Source organism: Paenibacillus sp. J31R98, assembly GCF_056269245.1.
Genome location: NZ_JBWDNO010000008.1, coordinates 117,770 through 137,249 on the forward strand (window position 1 = coordinate 117,770; position 19,480 = coordinate 137,249).

General features: G+C 49.8%; 18 protein-coding genes. 14 read left to right on the plus strand and 4 right to left on the minus strand.

The window, feature by feature from the left end:
• The first annotated feature begins 119 nt into the window (after positions 1–119).
• The 9 genes from AC0YNX_RS24670 to melA all read left to right on the plus strand — a co-directional run bounded on the left by AC0YNX_RS24670 (position 120) and on the right by melA (position 11,423).
• Entirely contained in the window at positions 120–1,670 is a 1,551-nt protein-coding gene (locus AC0YNX_RS24670) for a HEAT repeat domain-containing protein (protein ID WP_475818350.1), read from the plus strand.
• Positions 1,671–1,873: 203 nt separating this feature from the next.
• Entirely contained in the window at positions 1,874–2,530 is a 657-nt protein-coding gene (locus AC0YNX_RS24675; protein ID WP_475818351.1) for a GntR family transcriptional regulator, read from the plus strand.
• A 117-nt stretch (positions 2,531–2,647) separates the two neighbouring features.
• Entirely contained in the window at positions 2,648–3,571 is a 924-nt protein-coding gene (locus AC0YNX_RS24680; RefSeq protein ID WP_475818352.1) for an ABC transporter permease, read from the plus strand.
• Between the two features lie 16 nt (positions 3,572–3,587).
• On the plus strand, positions 3,588–4,490 hold the full coding sequence (locus AC0YNX_RS24685) for a carbohydrate ABC transporter permease (protein WP_475818353.1): 903 nt from the start codon (positions 3,588–3,590) through the stop codon (positions 4,488–4,490).
• 105 nt (positions 4,491–4,595) lie between these two features.
• Positions 4,596–6,305, plus strand: coding sequence for a type 2 periplasmic-binding domain-containing protein (locus tag AC0YNX_RS24690; protein WP_475818354.1), 1,710 nt, complete (start codon positions 4,596–4,598; stop codon positions 6,303–6,305).
• A gap of 44 nt (positions 6,306–6,349) precedes the next feature.
• Positions 6,350–7,447 (plus strand): mandelate racemase/muconate lactonizing enzyme family protein, encoded by a 1,098-nt coding sequence (locus AC0YNX_RS24695; protein WP_475818355.1) that lies wholly within the window; start codon positions 6,350–6,352, stop codon positions 7,445–7,447.
• 233 nt (positions 7,448–7,680) lie between these two features.
• Positions 7,681–8,871: a SulP family inorganic anion transporter gene (locus AC0YNX_RS24700; protein ID WP_475818356.1), complete on the plus strand. Its 1,191-nt coding sequence runs from the start codon at positions 7,681–7,683 to the stop codon at positions 8,869–8,871.
• Between the two features lie 23 nt (positions 8,872–8,894).
• On the plus strand, positions 8,895–9,791 hold the full coding sequence (locus tag AC0YNX_RS24705) for a helix-turn-helix domain-containing protein (protein ID WP_475818357.1): 897 nt from the start codon (positions 8,895–8,897) through the stop codon (positions 9,789–9,791).
• Between the two features lie 135 nt (positions 9,792–9,926).
• Entirely contained in the window at positions 9,927–11,423 is a 1,497-nt protein-coding gene (gene melA, locus AC0YNX_RS24710) for an alpha-galactosidase (RefSeq protein ID WP_475818358.1), read from the plus strand.
• Positions 11,424–11,488: 65 nt separating this feature from the next.
• On the opposite strand, the gene AC0YNX_RS24715 is transcribed toward melA, so the two are convergent.
• The 4 genes from AC0YNX_RS24715 to AC0YNX_RS24730 all read right to left on the minus strand — a co-directional run bounded on the left by AC0YNX_RS24715 (position 11,489) and on the right by AC0YNX_RS24730 (position 14,227).
• On the minus strand, positions 11,489–12,262 hold the full coding sequence (locus AC0YNX_RS24715; RefSeq protein ID WP_475818529.1) for a pirin family protein: 774 nt from the start codon (positions 12,260–12,262) through the stop codon (positions 11,489–11,491).
• 70 nt (positions 12,263–12,332) lie between these two features.
• Positions 12,333–12,722: a DoxX family protein gene (locus AC0YNX_RS24720; protein WP_475818359.1), complete on the minus strand. Its 390-nt coding sequence runs from the start codon at positions 12,720–12,722 to the stop codon at positions 12,333–12,335.
• Between the two features lie 93 nt (positions 12,723–12,815).
• Positions 12,816–13,271: a MarR family winged helix-turn-helix transcriptional regulator gene (locus tag AC0YNX_RS24725; RefSeq protein WP_475818360.1), complete on the minus strand. Its 456-nt coding sequence runs from the start codon at positions 13,269–13,271 to the stop codon at positions 12,816–12,818.
• Positions 13,272–13,492: 221 nt separating this feature from the next.
• A complete protein-coding gene (locus AC0YNX_RS24730; protein ID WP_475818361.1) occupies positions 13,493–14,227 on the minus strand; it encodes a hypothetical protein in 735 nt (244 codons plus the stop codon).
• Positions 14,228–14,577: 350 nt separating this feature from the next.
• Here AC0YNX_RS24730 and coxB point away from each other — a divergent pair, with 350 nt between their 5' ends.
• From coxB to ctaG, 5 genes are all read left to right on the plus strand, one after another.
• On the plus strand, positions 14,578–15,621 hold the full coding sequence (gene coxB, locus AC0YNX_RS24735; protein WP_475818362.1) for a cytochrome c oxidase subunit II: 1,044 nt from the start codon (positions 14,578–14,580) through the stop codon (positions 15,619–15,621).
• A 9-nt stretch (positions 15,622–15,630) separates the two neighbouring features.
• Complete coding sequence (gene ctaD, locus AC0YNX_RS24740; RefSeq protein ID WP_475818363.1) at positions 15,631–17,541, plus strand: cytochrome c oxidase subunit I; 1,911 nt, start codon at positions 15,631–15,633, stop codon at positions 17,539–17,541.
• Positions 17,538–18,158: a cytochrome (ubi)quinol oxidase subunit III gene (locus AC0YNX_RS24745; protein ID WP_475818364.1), complete on the plus strand. Its 621-nt coding sequence runs from the start codon at positions 17,538–17,540 to the stop codon at positions 18,156–18,158. The genes ctaD and AC0YNX_RS24745 overlap by 4 nt, the downstream gene beginning before the upstream one ends.
• A 3-nt stretch (positions 18,159–18,161) precedes the next feature.
• Positions 18,162–18,479 (plus strand): cytochrome C oxidase subunit IV family protein, encoded by a 318-nt coding sequence (locus AC0YNX_RS24750; RefSeq protein ID WP_475818365.1) that lies wholly within the window; start codon positions 18,162–18,164, stop codon positions 18,477–18,479.
• Between the two features lie 84 nt (positions 18,480–18,563).
• Positions 18,564–19,463 carry a cytochrome c oxidase assembly factor CtaG gene (ctaG, locus tag AC0YNX_RS24755; RefSeq protein ID WP_475818366.1) on the plus strand — a complete coding sequence of 300 codons (900 nt, stop codon included), beginning with the start codon at positions 18,564–18,566 and terminating at the stop codon, positions 19,461–19,463.
• The last annotated feature ends 17 nt before the right edge of the window (positions 19,464–19,480 follow it).

A 19,480-nucleotide genomic window follows, 5' to 3' on the forward strand; every position in this document is an offset into this window, starting at 1 on the left:
TGACCTGACTATTGTGCAACTGTCTGACTGTGAGCTAAATACAATTCAGGTCGATATCTAGTACATTAAATATAACACATCACTTATTCGAGAAGGGGCTGCATAGGATGGAAAGCGAGTTGAAATTGCTCAATGATGAGCAGATGATTCAGTTTATTACGAAAGGTTATGTCGTACTTCAGAACGAATTGCCGGAGCAACTGCACCGGAGCGTGATGAATCAAATCGACTTCGCTTTTCAGAATGAAGGGAATCCTGGCAATAATATTTTGGCGCGTGTCCCGGACATTCAGAAGTTCTTTGATACGCCTGTAACGAAGGGCGCGCTTACTAGCGTTCTAGGACCTGACTATTATATGCATCCGCATCGCCATATGCACTACAATCAGCCGGGCAACGGGAAGCCAGGCGGCGGAGAGTGGCACAAGGACGGCTTCTGGTCATCCATGCGCAGCCATCGTCCATGGTGGGTGATGATGTTCTATTACACGCAGGATATTACCGAAGATATGGGCCCGACGGCAATCATGCCCGGCTCCCAATATAATGAGAAATTCCCGAACCAGGCGGAGCTGCTGCCAACTGGCAAAGCGGGCACAATCGCGCTTGTTCACTTCGATCTCTGGCACAAAGCTTCGCTCAACACGTCGAACATTGACCGCTATATGCTCAAGTTCCAATTCGTCCGTCTAGCTGAACCGGCGTCGCCAAGCTGGAATCATACGAATGCAGTGCCGGCGTTCCCTGACGACGCACCAGATGCCCATTTGAATTTGTGGCATGACGTGTGGAACTGGCTCCGAGCGGATAGAAGTACGGCGAACATTGGCGGTGGCGGTAATGAGAACGAAGTCACTAGGCTAATCGAGGAGTTATCCAGTGAGGATGCAGTCATTCGCAGCCAAGCAGCTGACCAACTCGGCTTGATCGGCAAGGCAGCAGAAGCAGCTGTTCCGAAGCTGGCGGAGCTGATTCGCGATTCATCTGAGAATGTGGCGCTCAATGCCGTATATGCGCTTGGACATATTGGGGATTCCGGTACGGCTGCTTTGCTGAAGGAGCTTGGCGATGGCTCCAAGCTAACGGCACAGCGCGCGGCGTATGGACTTCAAGCAGCAGGAGCAGAAGCCATCCCGGGACTTATTCGTCTTCTGGCACTTGGCGAAGAGAACAGCAGGGCGCTCGCAGCCTTCGTGCTGGGTATGCTTGGATCGGAGGCTTCTTCCGCTGTTCCATCCTTAATTGTCGCGCTGAATGATGTAAGCGCTTGGGTTCGCCGCAACGTCGTGGAGGCGCTCGGCATGATCGGCGAGCCGGCGGATGAGACGGTTCCGGCGCTTGTGCGGACAATCGAAGAAGCGGTTGCGAAGGAGTCTGCGGCGGACCAGGAGAATGCGAGCAACGGATCCTATGTTTACAATCAAGAATATATTACGAACAAGATTGCCTATACAGCGGCATTATCCTTACTGCGAATCGGTAAGCAAGGCGATGCGGATCTGGTCATCGACGGTCTTGAAGCCGGTCTCCAGAGCAAGGACCGTTACGCGAGAGCTTACGCGTTCGAAGCGCTGACCGCGATCCGCACGGATCGGGCGGTAGATGTGCTGATCAAGCAATATCGCACGGCGCGCTGGTGCCCGGATACGCATAAGGCAAGCACGTTCTAATCGATAACTGGTGAATAGCCGCTGTGCTGGCTCTCCTGGCCGGCGGCATCTCTCCATGTGAAGTTTCGCCTAAACGCGAAGCTTCTTTGGTGCTGGCTGCCGGTCACGGAAATATCTGCTTCTAAACCGAATCATACATGATATACTATTGGACATAAACGAACCTCTTACAACTCCACTACACGAGAATAGGATGATCTGGGATGTCCAAGAAGCAATTAAGTCGTTATGTATTGACCGACGAGCTATACGCCCTATTAAAACAGCAAATTTTATCCCACGTTATGCCTGCAGGCGAGAAAATCAATATTGATAAGCTGGCAAGAGACTTCGGCGTGAGCAATATTCCGATCCGCGAGTCGTTATTCCGCCTGGCCTCCGAAGGCTTCGTGACCGTTATTCCGTTCAAAGGCATGTTCGTTGCAGAGATGAGCTTGAAGGATATCGATGAAATCTTTGAAATCCGCATTCAGCTGGAAGAACTCGCTATTCGTAAAGCAGCGACGCGGATCAAGAAGGAGCGTCTGCAGCAAATTCTGAATGCGCTTGATGGCAACAACGAAGTCATAGCGGATGAGAAGAACGAGGAGAATGAAGTACAACAAATGAACGAGGGACTGCATGGGACACTCTTAATCTATGCAGATAATTTCAATCTCCAGCAGATGGTGTCGTCGCTCATTGAACGGATCCATCGCTATTTGAATTTGCATCACTACAAGATCGATCTCGAAGCAGAGAAAGAAGAGCATCGCAGCATCGTCAATCACTTGCTCGCAGACAATACGGAAGAAGCGATTAAAGCGATGCGGTTGCATCTGCAGAACTCGTATGAGAGGCTAGTAGCCAATTTCAAATAATATCCAGGACCCTATCCTGTTTTTTTATAAATTCATGTTTACATTATAAATCGTGTATGATATTTTATTTCATGACAAAATAAGAGCGCTTTCATCGAAGGGGAGGGAAATGCCGGGATGGTCAAACCGGATACAGCTCGTCTGCAACGAAGAATACTCAGACACTGGCAGCTTTATCTCATTGTGCTGCTGCCGACGATCTTCTTAATCACGTTTAACTATGTACCAATGCTCGGTGTCCAGATCGCATTCAAGGAGTTTAGTCCTGTCAAAGGCATATGGGGAAGCCCGTGGGTAGGCGGCAAGCAGTTCAACATGTTCTTCACCTCTCCGTTCTTCTGGCCGGTTATTCGCAACACGCTGCTCCTTAGCGTCTATGCTTTGCTCATCGGAACACCTGCCGCCATTCTGTTGGCACTTGCGATGAACGAGGTGCCAAGCCAGCGGTTCAAGAAGGTCGTTCAAATGACGACTTATGCACCATACTTTATCTCCACTGTAGTCCTCGTCGGTATCATCAACATCGTTCTCTCTCCTAGCACCGGCATCTACGGGCAATTCACCCATCTTCTCGGCATTGATCAGGCCTATGATATTTTGGGCCAACCGAAAGCTTTCTCCTCTCTGTATGTTTGGTCAGGCGTCTGGCAGGAAACGGGATATGGGGCTGTTATTTATCTCGCTTCGCTCGCGAACATTAACCCGGAGCTGCACGAGGCGTCCAAGATTGATGGAGCTTCCAGGCTACAGCGGATCGTACATATTGATTTGCCGGCAATTCGCCCAACCATCATCGTTCTGCTCATTCTCTCCGTAGGCGGTTTGCTCAGCGTAGGCTTCGAGAAAGTGTTCCTGCTGCAAAATATGATCAATCTGGAAACCTCTGAAGTCATCTCGACTTACGTGTATAAGATCGGTCTCGTGAACACGAATTTCAGCTTTGCGGTTGCGGTCGGATTATTCAATTCCATTGTCGGCTTCATCCTGATCTTCACGACCAACCTGCTCGCCAGAAGATATTCCGACTCCAGCTTGTTCTAATGAAAGGGGACTCCACGTGAACCAAGCTATTCGCATTCGAGAATCCTGGGAGGACCGGCTGCTCCTAACGTTTGTATATGTGGTGTTAGGTCTTGTTACCATTGCCGTCGCTTACCCGATTATCTTTATCATCAGCTCATCCTTCAGCTCGTCCTCCGCCGTCATGGGCGGCAAAGTATGGTTCCTGCCGGTGGAGCCGACCTTGTACGGTTACGCAGCCGTGTTCAAGTATAAGCAAATTTGGACCGGTTACTTGAACTCCATCTTCTACACAGGAGTCGGTTCCACGCTAAGCGTCGCGCTTACCATTATGATGGCGTACCCGATCTCGAGAAAGACGTTCGTTGGCCGCAATATTCTCGTCTGGCTTCTGCTGTTTGCAATGCTGTTTAGCGGCGGACTCATTCCGTATTACTTGGTCGTTCGCAATTTGCATTTGCTTGGTACGGCTTGGGCGATGATTCTGCCAGGCGCGCTAAGCATCTTCTCGGTCATTGTTGCCAAGACGTTCTTTCAATCCTCGATTCCGAACGATCTGTACGAAGCGGCGCAAATCGACGGTTGCACGGACGCCGGATTTCTAGTAAGAGTCGTCCTGTTTCTGTCGAAGCCGGTCATCGCCGTACTGTTTCTATGGTCGGCCGTCGGCAACTGGAATTCTTACTTCAATGCATTGATCTTCCTCAACGACGCCAGCAAGTATCCGTTGCAGCTCGTGCTTCGAGAGATCTTGGTCGTCAACAATGTGGATACGAGCTCGATGTCGCTTAGCGCTGAGCAGTTAAAGCATTTTGAAGATATGAAGACGCTGCTGAAGTACTCGGTCATCGTGATTTCAAGCATTCCCGTGCTCATCCTGTATCCGTTTATTCAAAAATATTTCGTGCAGGGGGTGATGGTCGGGGCGATTAAGGAATAGTCCACCGTCCGAAAAACGTAAGCGTAGCGTAGTTTAGCAACTTAGCGGCAAGCGGCTTCATCCATTCATGCAAGTGTGATCGAGACAATTTCAGGAGGGGTGTTCATGTTGCGTATTACAAAACTTATCGTAGTTACGGCACTGATCAGCATCTTATTAATGGTATCTGCTTGTTCTTCCAATAACGGCAGCAATAATAGCGGAAGCACGGCAACGAATGATTCGGCTTCGACGAATGCGAATTCCGGTTCGGGCAATAGCACGGCTGCAGTCGATCAGGACAAAGTCGTGAATGTTTCCTTCTTCGCTGTACCTGGCGGCGATATCGTAGATTTGAAGACGAACTGGTTCACGACGTATGTCAAAGATAATTACAAGCTGGATATTAAGTTCAGCATCGCGCCATCGAGCGATGCGGCGACGAAGCAGTCCCTGCTGCTCTCAAGCGGCGATTATCCGGATGTATTCTGGAGCGCGAACTTCTCGCCTTCTGATATCCTGAAATACTCGAAGCAAGGGATTATCGTACCGCTTAACAAGTATATCGACGAGTACGCGCCGAATCTGGCAAAAGCAATTGAGAGCGCGCCAGGCTTGAAGTCGGCGATTACAGCCCCAGACGGCAACATCTATGGCTTGCCTAACTACAACACTTGCTGGCACTGCTTCTGGGGGAACAAAGCTTGGATCGATAAGAGCTTGCTGGACAAATACAATCTGCAAATGCCTGCGACAACGGAAGATTTCGAGCATGTGATGCAAGTATTCAAGGATAATGGCGTTACAGGCTACTCCGGCTCTTCGGATGGCTACGATGTCATTCCATTCCTGATGAATGCATTCACTTATGATAACGCTTCCGACTACTTTGATGTGCAAGACGGCAAAGTGTCGTATGCGCCAACGCTTGATGGCTGGAAGCAAGGTCTTGGTTACCTGAACAGCTTGTATAACAAAGGGCTCATTGATAAACAATCGCTTAGCCAGAAGGGCGATATCGTGAAGCAGCTGGCTGCACAAGGTAAAGTCGGCGTTGTTCCTTCACTCTACAGCGGTGCTTTCCTCGATATGAACGGCCCGAATTATAAGAACTGGGTAACGATTCCGCCGCTCAAAGGTCCGGATGGCGTACAATACGCAGCATTCAGCGGCAATAGCCCGAGATCGCTTTCTTTTGCAGTGACGAACAAAGCATCGGAAGAATCAATCGTAAGACTGATGAAGCTGGTGAACTTTATCTATACGCCTGAAGGCACGCAGATGATGAACTACGGTCCGGAAGGCAAGTATTGGACCAAGGCGGAGAACGGCGTCAAAGGTCTCGGCGGCGAGCAAGCACTGTTCATTACGCAGTCTGATAAATTCTATTCCGCAGGCGCGAAGCAGAATGAAGGCTGGAACCAAATGGGTCCTGTATTCCAAGATATGACGTGGAGAAATGGCTTCGTTAAAGCAACGTCTCCATTCACGCCTGATGGTCTGGAATCACTGCTGCTTCTGGAAACAATGAAGAATTATGCAGGTCACCAGCCGGCACAAGTGTACCCGGGCGCGATCTATATGGAGGATGCGCAGAACCAGAAGTTCGCGCTGCTCAAAACAAACATCGAGCAATACATGAAGCAGTGGACAGCTCAGTTCATTCTTGGTAACAAGTCGGTGGATAAAGACTGGCAGGAATACTTGGACGGCTTTAAGAAGCTGGACCTCGACGGTTATCTGAAAATCGCGCAAGATGCGATGACGACGCCTTTCGATACATCTGCATATCAATCCGATGCGAAGACCGTTGAATTCTTGTCTTCGTTGAAATAAGCAAGCCTATACAGAGCAGCGATTAGTGGAGGGAGAACTTACTTATGAAGATTACGAGCGCGAAGAGCTTTATTCTGCATGTTCCGATTACGCCGCCGATTACGGACGCCATCAATGTAGCGACGCACTGGGGTGTAACCGGCGTCCGCATTGAAACAGACGAAGGCATTACCGGATACGGCTATACCGGAACGACCGCCAAGGGCGATGAGATGATTGCAGATACGATTGATCGTTACTATGCCCCTGCGCTCGTTGGCAAGGATCCGACCATGATCAAGCAAATCTGGGATGAGCTGCGCTTTGGCCCGATGCACTGGATTGGCCGTGCCGGTATTACGCATATGGCGCTCGCGGCTGTAGATATTGCGCTGTGGGATATTGTCTCGAAGGCTGCGAATAAGCCGCTGTGGCAATATCTTGGCGGACATAAGCCGGAGAAGATTAAAGCGTACAATACGAACGGCGGCTGGCTCAATTGGAGCAAAGACCGTTTGATCGCAGACATTACGAATATCGTGGAGCAAGGCTTCTCGGCGGTGAAGATGAAGGTCGGCAAACCGGACCCGCGCGAGGACTTCGACCGTGTGCAGGCTGTGCGCAAGGCGATCGGCGATGACATCGGCCTCATGATCGACGTCAATCAGCAGTGGAATATTACGACTGCGATGACGTGGGGGAAGAAGCTGGAGCAGTTTGATCTGATGTGGCTGGAAGAGCCGCTTAACCCGGACGATATTGCAGGGCATCGCAAGCTGGCGGATGAGCTGAATGTGCCGATTGCGCTCGGCGAGCACGTGTATAACAAATATGCGTTCCGTGATTACATCCATCAAGGCGCCGTTGAATATGTGCAGGTTGACGTTACGCGTGTAGGCGGCGTAACCGAATGGCTGCAAGTAGCGGGACTCGCTGCGGCATATGACCTGCCAATATGCCCGCATGTCGGAGAGATGGGCCAAATTCATCAGCATTTGGTCGCATCGACGCAGAACGCGATCATGCTCGAGTACATCCCATGGATTCGGCATATCTTTGAAGAACCGGCAACTGTCGTTGATGGCTACTATAAGCTGCCGGAGCAGCCCGGTGCTTCAACGACCATTATTCCGCGTTACTTTGATGAGTATCGGATTCGATAGCAACCTCCGCATTACATTTCATGTTTTTTCAAGAAGGGACCTTCATTCGAGAAGGTCCCTTCTTTATTAAGCGCTCCTGCTGCGTTTTCCCGCTTGCGCCGATCTGAACCGCCGCTGAAGTAGAACCATTGAAATAGCCGTTGACCAGCCGATAAACGAGGAGTTATGCTTACCGATAGAACATCGTACTCGACTTGGAAGACTACAATTAAAAGCAACTAGAGGTGGATGAATTGATCGGTAATGGAACATGGCGCACGGAGTGGACGAAGGATGTAAGATTGAATGTGCTGGCAGGGATGACGGCAACGCTTGCACTTATCCCGGATTCATTGGCATTTTCATTTATGGCTGGCGTGCCGCCGCAGGTAGGTATTTATGCAACGATTTGTATTTTGCTCGTGATTACGTTCTTAGGCGGAAGACCGGGGATGATCTCGGCTGCAGCTGGCTCGATGTCGGTCCTGATGCTTACGCTTGTGAAGGAGCACGGCATTGCGTATCTCTTCGCAGCAACGGTATTGACCGGCATCATTCAATATTTGATGGGTGTTTTTAAGCTTGGCAAGCTCGTAAACTACGTGCCGCAGCCTGTTCTAACGGGCTTCGTGAATGCACTTGCAATTATGATCTTTATGTCGCAGCTTCGCTATTTAACCGAGGGCTCCTGGATGATGTATGTGCTCGTTGCGGCAGCGCTGCTAATCATCTATTTGCTGCCCCGGTACTTCAAAGCCATACCTTCGCCGCTCGCAGCAGTTGCTGTGCTGACAATCGTTGTATGGATATTCGGCATTGGCGATGTGACGCGAATTGGCGATATCGCGGCGATTGACGCTTCATTGCCGTCATTCTTGCTGCCGGACGTTCCGCTTTCCTGGGACACTTTCTTCATTATATTGCCGTACTCGCTTTCGCTTGCGGTGGTCGGTTTCACAGAGACGATGTTGACGCAGAACCTGCTCGATGAGATGACAGGCGAGAAGACCGATAAGAACAAAGAAATGCGCGGCCAAGGCATCGCCAACTTCATTGCCGGCTTCTTCGGCGGAATGGCAGGCTGTGCGTTAGTGGCGGAATCGGTCCTCAATGTGAAAATGGGCGGTCGGAACAGGTTGTCCATGCTAGTCGCGGCGCTGTTCCTGCTGCTGCTCGTCGTGGTGCTAGGCGATTTGCTATCGCTCATCCCGATGGCTGCGCTCGTTGGCATTATGCTCATGGTGTGCGTGGCGATTTTCGATTGGAAATCCGTCTTTCAGCTTCATAAAGTTCCGGCAGCGGAAACCATCGTCATGGTCATCACCGTTGGGGCAGTTGTCGTCACGCATGATCTCGCGATCGGGGTCATCGCAGGCGTCATTGTCAGCGCCTTGTTCGTTCTGCTTCGCAGAAGAAACGTAAAGCGCGGAGTCGTGCAAGAGTAGTAGGTAGAGGGAGGGGACTGCCCGTGCTGGAGCGCAAATACAGTTTGTATGATCCGTTATGGCGCGAGGGGGGCGATTACCGTCCCCATATCGTCGCTTACTACTATAAGCAATGGGTAGACTTTCATATGGATGTTCATGCGCATGATGCGATTGAGTTCATGTATGTCATCTCTGGCACCTGTGTTGTCGAGACGGAGGCAGGGGCGACCGCGATGCGCAAAGGTGATCTTATTCTGCTCGATGCCGGCGTCCCCCACAACTTAATTGTAGCGAAGGACAGTCCGTGTCGGATGCTGAACGTCGAGTTCACCTTCACGTCTTGCGACGGTATCTATCCTTCGATGAGGCAGCTGGCGGAGTGCAATTCGCCGTTGTCCCAGTTGCTCGAACGGCATCAGAATTCCATTGTTCTGCGCGACCCGAGCGAAATCCATCATATTCTCAAAAGCATCGTGATGGAGCTGGATACAGGCGGTTCGCGCAACGAGAGCATGACACATCTTCTCCTATCGCAGCTGCTTGTCCGCGTTGCGAGACTCGCGGCAGAGGAGCCGGAGAATCAGGCGACAGCGGCTTCGCACAATCAGCGCTACGTGCGCAAAGCGGCGGAGTACATGCATCAGCATTACGATTGCGATATTCAAGTGAAGGATATTGCTGCGGCTGTCAGCCTGCATCCGGTCTATCTTCAGCGGATTTTCAAAGCGACCATGCATATGACGATAACCGAATACTTGGCTGAACTTCGGGTCGAGAAGGCGAAGATGCTCCTTGCCCGCACGGACATTCCCATCATCGATATCGCTGATTATATCGGATTGAACAGCAGGCAGTATTTCAGTATGCTTTTCAAAAAAGTAACCGGTCTATCGCCGGCAGCCTATCGCAAATCGATTGAAATTCGGCGGCATGGATAGCTCTAGGTTGCAATAGTTGACATGCTCAGGCCAAAGCTGTTGGAAATGTGGAAACGCCTTCATCCGGACTCCTGCTACAATAATGATAATGAATCAAGCTGGTTCTCCAAACTATTCATGCAGGAGGGGTTTCGATTGCCATTTAAAGTGACCTTTATTGGAGCAGGCAGTATCGGGTTTACCCGCGGGCTGCTAAGGGATTTGCTGGCTGTGCCGGAGTTCCGCAATATCGAGATTGCGTTCACGGACATTAATGCGCATAACCTCGAGATGGTTACGCAGCTGTGCCAACGGGATATTGATGAGAATGGGCTGAACATCTCCATTCAACCGACGACTGACCGCAGGGAAGCGCTTCGCGGCGCGAAGTATGTGCTCTGCGTTGTGCGTATCGGCGGGCTTGAAGCGTTCCAGCATGATGTCGATATTCCGCTCAAATACGGCGTCGATCAGTGTGTCGGCGATACGCTTTGTGCTGGAGGCATTATGTACGGACAGCGCGGCATTGCGGCGATGCTCGATATTTGCAAAGACATCCGTGAGATGGCAGATCCGAATGTGCTGCTGCTCAACTATGCGAATCCGATGGCAATGCTCACCTGGGCATGCAATAAATACGGCGGCGTTCGCACGATCGGGCTTTGCCACGGCGTGCAAGGCGGCCATCACCAAATCGCGAATGCGTTCGGCCTTCAGAAGAAGGAAGTCGATATCATCTGCGCGGGCATCAACCATCAGACCTGGTATGTGTCCATCAAGCATAACGGCGTCGACAAGACGGGTGAGCTGCTGGAAGCGTTCGAGAAGCATCCGGAATATAGCCAAACCGAGAAAGTGCGTATCGATATGCTGCGCAGATTCGGCTATTATTCCACAGAATCCAATGGCCATCTGAGCGAATATGTACCTTGGTACCGCAAGCGTGCGGACGAGATCCAGGACTGGATCGACATGGGCGTATGGATCAATGGCGAGACGGGCGGTTACTTGCGCGTATGTACGGAAGGACGCCACTGGTTCGAGACCGACTTCCCGAACTGGATGAAGGGCGATCCGTATGTATACTCGGCGGATAAACGTTCGGAGGAACACGGCTCCTATATAATAGAAGGCCTAGAAACAGGCCGATTATATCGTGGGCATTTCAACGTCGTAAACAACGGAGTTATTACGAATCTGCCGAATGATGCTATCATTGAAGCGCCGGGGTATGTCGATGCCAACGGTATCAATATGCCGGTTGTCGGCGAACTGCCGCTCGGTCCCGCAGCGGTATGCAATGTGAGCATCTCCGTACAGCGACTCGCAGTCGAAGCCGCTGTTCGCGGCGACGACAAGCTGCTCCGCCAAGCGATGATGATGGACCCGCTCGTTGGCGCGGTGTGCAATCCGAAGGAAATTTGGCAGATGGTCGACGAGCTGCTCGTTGTGCAGGAGAAATGGCTCCCGCAATACGGTGCGTCGATTGAAGAGGCGAAGCAGCGGCTTGCCAGCGGCAACCTCATTCCGACGCGCGAAGATTACCGCGGAGCTGCTCGTCTCAAGACCAAATCGGTCGAAGAGATGATGGAGGATCGCGAAGCGGCAACGCGCAATGCAGGCGAAGCGGATAAAGCAAAGGCAGCACATTAATAGAAGAAGGGGATTGCTCCACCGCAGGCATCTTATGCTTGCGGGGGCAATCCCCTTCATTGTTATTAACGTTTTGGATAGAGCGGGTAATCGACATGGGACGGTACATCAATCAGGATGAGGCGAAGCGGTGCATCGCCAGTAGCTGTAATGATGGCTTCCTCGGCTTGGTCGGCTCTCGCTACAATGAAGTCTTTATGCTTGAACGCTGTGTCCTTGCCCGCCTGCGAAGCATAGGTCCAAGAACCGTCGCCGCGGATAGCAAGTGCAGTGAGCGTGCGTCCAGCTTCGATGGTTTGACTGTATGTCGCGCCAGCTTCAAGTTCAACGTCATACATTTGCGCATCAGCTACGATGGAGATCGGCGAGCCGAAGCCCATCACTGTTTTCTTCGTGTAGCCTTCGCCTTTAGCAATCGGGAATTCTTCATGCTCATATTGGTTGTATGTCGGTTTGGTTTTCACCGCTTCCTGGACAGATGGCTCGAACCAAATTTGGAAGCCTTCCATATCGGCGAAGAACCGTTCTTCATGGCTGACGCCGGAGCCGGTCTGCATAAGCTGAACGCCGCCTGCACCTATGATGCTCTTCGTGCCGAGCGTATCACCGTGTTCACCTTTGCCAGCCACAACATAAGTCATAATTTCGAACGCTTGATGCGGGTGAAGCGGGATGTGACCATCTTGGTTCGCGTGAGCCCATGCCCAATAGAACAGTGTGCTTACACGTTTCACTACCGAGCCTTCACCGGGGAAGCCGATTGGCTTCTGCTCCGTAATTTTGCCCCCGTCAAAAGCTCCAATTGCTTGCATGGTAGGTCCGTATACGAGTGTTTGTATCATGATAAATTCCTCCTATTAAATGTAGTTTCGCGTTTGAAGCTTTCATTTTCATTCAATATTAGCCGCATTAGCCGATTGCATATTCTCCTGCGCCGATCAGTGCAAGTCCAATTGCAACTGCGATCAACACGATGTTGTATTCCATACCGTTCTGAGTAACCCAGTAGCCGTTCTTGCGGTGTACCGAGATAATGGCCCCAAGCATCGTCAGGACAATCAGCACAGCTGCCGGGACCATCCAGAAACCGAGGACGAACAGCAGACCGCCACCTAGTTCAGCCAAACCTGCCAATAATGCGATCAGTACGCCGGGCTTCAAGCCGATGGAATCCATCCAACCGCCAGTTCCCTTGAGTCCATAACCACCGAACCAGCCGAAGAGCTTCTGTACCCCGTGACCTGCAAACGTCAAACCGACAACAACGCGAATAATTAATAATCCAAGTGCGATACTCATAATGTTCATTTCTCCCTTTATATATAATTAATATTTTGATTTCTTAAAATTAAGATATTTGATAAAACGAAGCAAGCGCACCAGTCTGATCGACTAAGTGAAGCTGCTCTGTGCGGCAATGCCGAGCTTCTTCAGGAGTTGAATCGCTTGCGCGCGTTCCTCTTCGGATAATCCGCTGACAGCTTTGCCGATTGCTTCTTTATGAAGCGGGAAGATCGAATCGAGAAGGGCTGTGCCTTCTGCTGTAATCTCCGCGAAAATTACTCTCCGGTCTGTAGGGCACGCCTTACGCTGAGCTAATCCTTTGGCAGCAAGCTTGTCGATGACGTAAGTAATGTTGCCGCTCGTCATTAAGATCTTCTCGCCGATCTGCTGAAGCGGCTGCTCGCCTTTATGATAGAGAAGCTCAAGGACAGCGAACTCAGTCGGATTGAGGCCATGCTTGCGAATGTCTTGATGAACATGAGCGCTAACCCATTGGGTTGCTCGGGATAGGACGACGAATAATTGAAGCTCATTGCTTGATTGTTGTTCATTCGGATTACTCATCTTACGTTCACCTCGCTCGCCATATCTCAATATCGAATATCTTAATTTAAAGATAAATTATTTTGGACCAAATGTCAAGCGCCATGATTGAAAAAGGGCAGAAGCTTTATCCACCTGTAAACGCAAGTGGTTAAAGTCTGCCCGAAAGCGTTGTGTATTCATGTATGTGATGTGCAGGTACGCGATCTCATATTAATGAAGAAACTCGGCTAGCTTCCTAATTAGGAATGATTCTTCGAACGCTGCTGCTGAACATTAAGCGGCTCTGGAACTTCGTTGCCGCCAGCAAACTGATGCTTAACAAGCTTATTAAAGGAAGAGATATATGGCGTGAGTGAGTGTCCCGCCCAAGCTTCCTGTGCATACTGAATGAGATGGTTGTTGAATTCCTTGTTCGCCGAGATGTGCACTTCCTGTACGGCAGGAGCCATACGTCGAACATGAACAGCGATTGTCTGCTTCAGCTCGCCGGAGATCTGATTGTGATCATTGATGGATAGAGCAGAGTTATACGGCGTCACCATACGTTGATTGTTCCAATACGGGCTGCCATTCTCTACATTATATACGCCTTCAGTCGTACCTCCATTGTTCTGCTCTCTTGGACCGCCGCTCTTCCGGGTTCCGGTTGCAGTCCAGTCCGTTGTAATTGCGACATAAGCATTCTTATCGGTAAGAAAAACAAGAGCGCCGGCTACGCCGTTAATGCTCGACACATTGCTTGAGATGAGCGAGCTGTACTCGAACCAGTGGTTATCATGCTGTCCGGGCAATCCGCTCATCGTGCCGTACATGCGACTGCCGAGCATTTTCGGATCGCCTTTTTGCTTAGTGCCATAATCGTAGGTGCTGTTCTGGACATGGCGTTCATAATTACAGCCGCTTAAAGCAAGTCCGAGCATGGCAACAGAAGCAATCAGGATGAGAAAAGAACGATAAGCTTCACGCTTTTTCATTAAGGGTAGCTCCTTTCATAAACCTATCTTTAGAATGGGCTCGAAAGAAGCAAATATGCATGTTATTTCAATACATAAAGAACCATGGTTTTTGCACACAATGAAGGATAGACATGGAGGCTTCAAGCGATGGATTGGCAAGTGGAAAAAACGAAAAAAGCGGCGAATTTACTGGTATGAGAACAATTTGTGAACACTGCTGGGAAGATTGACAAATAGCACCTCCAACTTTATATTAAATAAAGTGATTAGATTGCGGAAGTTGTCTAACATCTTGGATTTCACGCAGCACAGCCGCTTTTTGCGCCATCATACGGCAGCTGCGAAAACGTAAAAAGTGGGGTTGATTGATGATGAATCGGTGGCACGTTCTAAAACGGCTTATGCCGCTTCTTGTCGGAATGGTGTTACTGCTGTCAGCGTGTGGACGAGCAGACTTATCTACACTTAGACCGCAAGGGCCAGTAGCCGAAGAACAGTTTGGACTAATGAAATTAACGATCATGATCATGGTTGTGGTCGTTCTGGTTGTGTTTGCAATTGCAGTATACGTTATCATTCGTTTCCGCCGACGTCCAGGTGATAAGTCGATCCCTGTACAAGTGGAAGGTAACCACAAACTCGAGATTATTTGGACAGTTATTCCGATTGTCCTTCTAGTCATTCTTGGTGTGCCAACAGTTAAGTCTGTATTCGGACTTGCGAAGGATTACACACATGATCCGAAAGCCATTCAAATTCACGTAACAGCTCACCAATACTGGTGGGAATTCGAATACCCTAATCTGGGCGTGAAGACAGCGCAAGAGCTGATCATCCCGAATGATGCGGTTATCTCGGTTGAAGCAAAGACAGCAGACGTGCTTCACTCGTTCTGGATTCCTTCGCTGGCTGGTAAGACAGATACAAACCCAGGCGGCAACGTGAACACCATGTACTTCGAAGCTCCTAAGACGGGCGTATACCTCGGTAAATGTGCGGAGCTTTGCGGACCATCTCACTCCTTGATGGATTTCAAAGTTAAAGTTGTTGACCGTGCATCGTTCGACCGTTGGGTAGCAGCAATGAAGAATCCGGTTCAGCTTCCGGACGACCAACAGGTTGCTGATCTTCTTAATAAGCAATGCTTGTCTTGCCACGCTATTGGCGACAAAGGCGTTCAGCTGTATCCGAACCTGACAGGTATCGGAAGCCGTCAAGCTGTTGCAGGTATTCTCGTGAATACAGACAACCCGAAATATAAGAACGAAGGTTCCGTTGAGGACAACCTGAAGAGATGGATCAAGGATCCTCAAGAGGTTAAGCCAGGCACGCTCATGCCTAAGGTTGACCTGACTGACGATCAGATTGATGCCATTGCGAAGTACTTAGCAGGCTTGAAGCTAGAATATTAATACTTAGGAATGAAGGAGGTACCTACTTTGGCTCACGGACATAAGGTGAAACGGTATACCGGTCTGAAGGACTGGCTAACTACCGTAGACCATAAAAAAATCGGCATTCTGTACTTGCTGTCGGGCGGATTCTTCTTCCTGGTCGGCGGTTTGGAAGCCCTCCTGATTCGGATTCAGCTATGGAAGCCGCTCAACGATTTCGTTGCGGCACATACGTTCAACGAATTGTTGACGATGCATGGTACAACAATGATCTTCCTTGCAGCGATGCCGATGATCTTCGCGCTAATGAATGCGATCGTGCCATTGCAGATCGGCGCACGCGACGTTGCGTTCCCGTTCGTTAATGCGATTGGCTTCTGGACATTCTTCGCAGGCGGCGTCCTGTTGAATGTCAGTTGGTTCGCAGGCGGTGCGCCGGATGCGGGTTGGACAGCGTATGCTCCGCTCTCAACAACGACGTACAGCTCGACTCACGGTCTTGACTACTATGTAATCGGACTTCAAATCGCCGGTATCGGTACGCTGGTCGGCGGTATTAACTTCTTGGTTACAATCATCAACATGCGCGCTCCTGGTATGAGCTTCATGCGTATGCCGATGTTTACGTGGACAGCATTTATTACGTCCGCTCTGATCTTGTTCGCTTTCCCAGCACTTACTGTTGGTTTGGTAGCGATGATGTTCGACCGCTTATTCAGCGGTAACTTCTTCGAACCGACCAATGGCGGTAACGCGGTGCTATGGGAGCATATCTTCTGGATTTTCGGACATCCTGAGGTTTATATCCTCATCTTGCCGGCATTCGGTGTTATCTCTGAAGTTATCAGTACATTCTCGCGTAAGCGCTTGTTCGGTTACAGCTCGATGGTATTCGCAACTGTACTGATCGGCTTCCTTGGCTTCATGGTTTGGGCGCATCACATGTTCACAACAGGTCTTGGACCGGTTGCGAACGCATTGTTCTCGATTGCAACGATGTTGATCGCTGTGCCAACAGGTATCAAGATCTTTAATTGGCTGTTCACCATGTGGGGCGGTTCGATCCGTTTCACTACAGCGAATTTGTTCGCAGTCGGCTTCGTTCCTACGTTCGTAATGGGCGGCGTAACAGGCGTAATGCTTGCAGCAGCTCCAGCTGACTTCCAGTATCACGATTCGTACTTCGTCGTTGCTCACTTCCACTACGTAATCGTTGGTGGTTTGATCATGGGCTTGTTCTCGGGTCTGTACTACTGGTGGCCAAAAATGTTCGGTCGCATGCTGAATGAAGGTCTTGGTAAGCTTAGCTTCTGGGTATTCTTCCTTGGCTTCCACTTGACGTTCTTCGTACAGCATTTCCTTGGTTTGATGGGTATGCCTCGTCGTGTATGGACATATCTCGACGGTATGGGCTTCAACAACCTGAACATGATCAGTACGGTCGGCGCAATGCTGATGGGTATTGGTACGATTGTATTCCTTCTCAACGTTGTTATCACATCAATGAAACCACGTAACGCTTCCAACGATCCGTGGGAAGATGGCCGTACGCTGGAGTGGACAATTCCTTCTCCTGCACCTGAATACAACTTTGCAGTAACTCCGCTCGTTCGCGGTTATGATGCTTTCTGGAAAGAGAAGATGGAAGGTAAGAAAGAAATGGTTCCAGCTGAACCGCTTGGTCCGATTCATATGCCTTCACCTTCGATTCTGCCGTTCATTATGTCGATTGGTCTGTTCATCGCAGGTCTTGGCTTCATGTATGCTAAAGGCGACTATGGCACTGGCGCTTGGGCGTGGATCTTAAACCACCACATCATCGCTATCGCTGGCCTTGGAATTACACTTGCATGTATGTTCCTACGTTCCGTAATCGATGATCATGGCTTCCATATTGAAACGGATGAAATTCTTGGGGACAAGGGGGTTAAAGCATGAGCGGACACGCACACGTAGATGGTAAACTCCCTCACGAACCGGAAAAAGCAACACTAGAGGGTCGTAATAAAGTACTTGGTTTCTGGCTGTTCCTTGGCGGTGAAACGGTATTGTTCGGAACGCTGTTCTCAGCGTTCCTCGCTCTCCGCCATCAAGTCGGCGACGGCAACCCGACAGCGAATGAGCTGTTCGAGCTTCCTACTGTAGCACTCGCAACGTTCATCCTGTTGACTTCCTCGCTCACAAGCGTATTCGCGATTCAATCGTTGCATACGAACCGTGTGAAGTCGATGATCAACTGGCTCATTATTACGGTACTCTTCGGGCTTGCGTTCCTTGGCCTGGAGATCTATGAGTTCACGCACTATGTCCATGAAGGACATAAATTCTCCACTAGCGCATTCAGCACGTCGTTCTATACACTTGTTGGCTTCCACGGTGCTCACGTATTGTTCGGGGTTCTCTGGATCTCGATCTTGATCGCTCAAGTGTTAAAGAAAGGTCTGAATGTCGTTACTGCTCCTAAGGTATATGTGGCTGGTATGTACTGGCACTTTATCGACGTCGTGTGGGTATTCATCTTCACCGTCGTTTACTTGATGGGAAAGGTGGGCTAACGAATGGCTGGTCAACAACATTCCGCTACCGAAGAGAACAAGCGCCATAGACACGAAGGTCCTAAGAAACATATTATCGCGTTTATCTTCTCGATCTTGCTGACGATCATTGCATTCGCAATGGTCGCTGCAGGTGAAATTAATACTACGTTCATTTACATCATGCTCGTTGTGATGGCGCTCATTCAAGTTTTCATTCAAATGGGCTTCTGGATGCATATGAAAGATCGCGGACATATCTTCCCGATCGTAGGCATTCTTGGTGGCGTATTCGTCGTATTCACAATTGTCATCATGGCCGAGTACTGGGCTTGGTGGTAATACAGTCGTAATTGAAGAGAGGGAGGTCCTAGTTGGCCCCCTCTTTTGCTGTAAATGAGTGTGTTTGTGGAAAGGGGTACCAGTATGCTCGGATTGCAATATTTCAGCTTTGAAGCGCTGTGGAGCCCATGGTTTTTCTTCTTTATGACAGCATTAGTCATACTCTATTTCTACTTGGCTGGACCTTGGAAGGAAAAGCATGCACCAGAAGCGCCGCCTGTAACGGTGTTGCAGAAGACGTTGTTCATAACAGGTATGGTTCTCTATTATTTGGTGCAGGGCGGACCTTTGGAATTGCTTGGACATCTGATGTTTGCATTCCACATGGTTGATATGTCAGTTGCGTATTTAATCGTTCCACCGATTATTATGTTCAGTATTCCGGCTTACCTATGGAGAAGTATGTTCTCAGCTCCATTCTGGAAACGATTCAGATGGGCGACAAACCCGATTTTCTCGCTTATTGTGTTCAATGTATTGTTCTCGCTCTATCATTTGCCAGCCGTGCATGATTACGTGATGATTCACTTTGCCGTACATCGGATTTACTATCTCGTATTGCTAGTGACGGCATTCTTAATGTGGTGGCAGGTTACTTGCCCTATTCCGGAATGGAATCGACTCACGGATGTACGCAAAATGGCTTATATCTTCGCAAGCGGCATGCTCCTTACTCCTGCTTGTGCGCTTATTATTTTCAACGATACGCCGATGTATGCTACGTACAATGATCCCGAGATATGGGCGAAGGCGATGGGCTATTGTGTCTCCGGAGATCCGGCAGCATTGCTTGCTTCCTTCAAGGGACCGGCTTTCTTCAATCTTATGTCTCCTGCTGAAGATCAGCAGCTTGGCGGTATCATTATGAAGCTTGTACAAGAAGTGATGTATGGGGCTATTCTCGCCCATGTCTTCTTCCATTGGTATAAGAGAGAGCATGCCGATTCTGACGATCCGTTGCCAGAGCATGGCGCGCTGAGTTAGTCAGAAACGTTTCATAT

Excerpts from the sequence above, each read along its gene's own strand:
- AC0YNX_RS24730 (WP_475818361.1), bottom strand. The coding sequence starts at position 14,227 with ATGAAAAAGCGTGAAGCTTATCGTTCTTTTCTCATCCTGATTGCTTCT.
- AC0YNX_RS24695 (WP_475818355.1), top strand. The coding sequence starts at position 6,350 with ATGAAGATTACGAGCGCGAAGAGCTTTATTCTGCATGTTCCGATTACG.
- coxB (WP_475818362.1), top strand. The coding sequence starts at position 14,578 with ATGATGAATCGGTGGCACGTTCTAAAACGGCTTATGCCGCTTCTTGTC.
- AC0YNX_RS24690 (WP_475818354.1), top strand. The coding sequence starts at position 4,596 with ATGTTGCGTATTACAAAACTTATCGTAGTTACGGCACTGATCAGCATC.
- AC0YNX_RS24675 (WP_475818351.1), top strand. The coding sequence starts at position 1,874 with ATGTCCAAGAAGCAATTAAGTCGTTATGTATTGACCGACGAGCTATAC.
- AC0YNX_RS24750 (WP_475818365.1), top strand. The coding sequence starts at position 18,162 with ATGGCTGGTCAACAACATTCCGCTACCGAAGAGAACAAGCGCCATAGA.
- ctaD (WP_475818363.1), top strand. The coding sequence starts at position 15,631 with ATGAAGGAGGTACCTACTTTGGCTCACGGACATAAGGTGAAACGGTAT.
- ctaG (WP_475818366.1), top strand. The coding sequence starts at position 18,564 with ATGCTCGGATTGCAATATTTCAGCTTTGAAGCGCTGTGGAGCCCATGG.
- AC0YNX_RS24725 (WP_475818360.1), bottom strand. The coding sequence starts at position 13,271 with ATGAGTAATCCGAATGAACAACAATCAAGCAATGAGCTTCAATTATTC.
- AC0YNX_RS24745 (WP_475818364.1), top strand. The coding sequence starts at position 17,538 with ATGAGCGGACACGCACACGTAGATGGTAAACTCCCTCACGAACCGGAA.
- AC0YNX_RS24680 (WP_475818352.1), top strand. The coding sequence starts at position 2,648 with ATGGTCAAACCGGATACAGCTCGTCTGCAACGAAGAATACTCAGACAC.
- AC0YNX_RS24720 (WP_475818359.1), bottom strand. The coding sequence starts at position 12,722 with ATGAGTATCGCACTTGGATTATTAATTATTCGCGTTGTTGTCGGTTTG.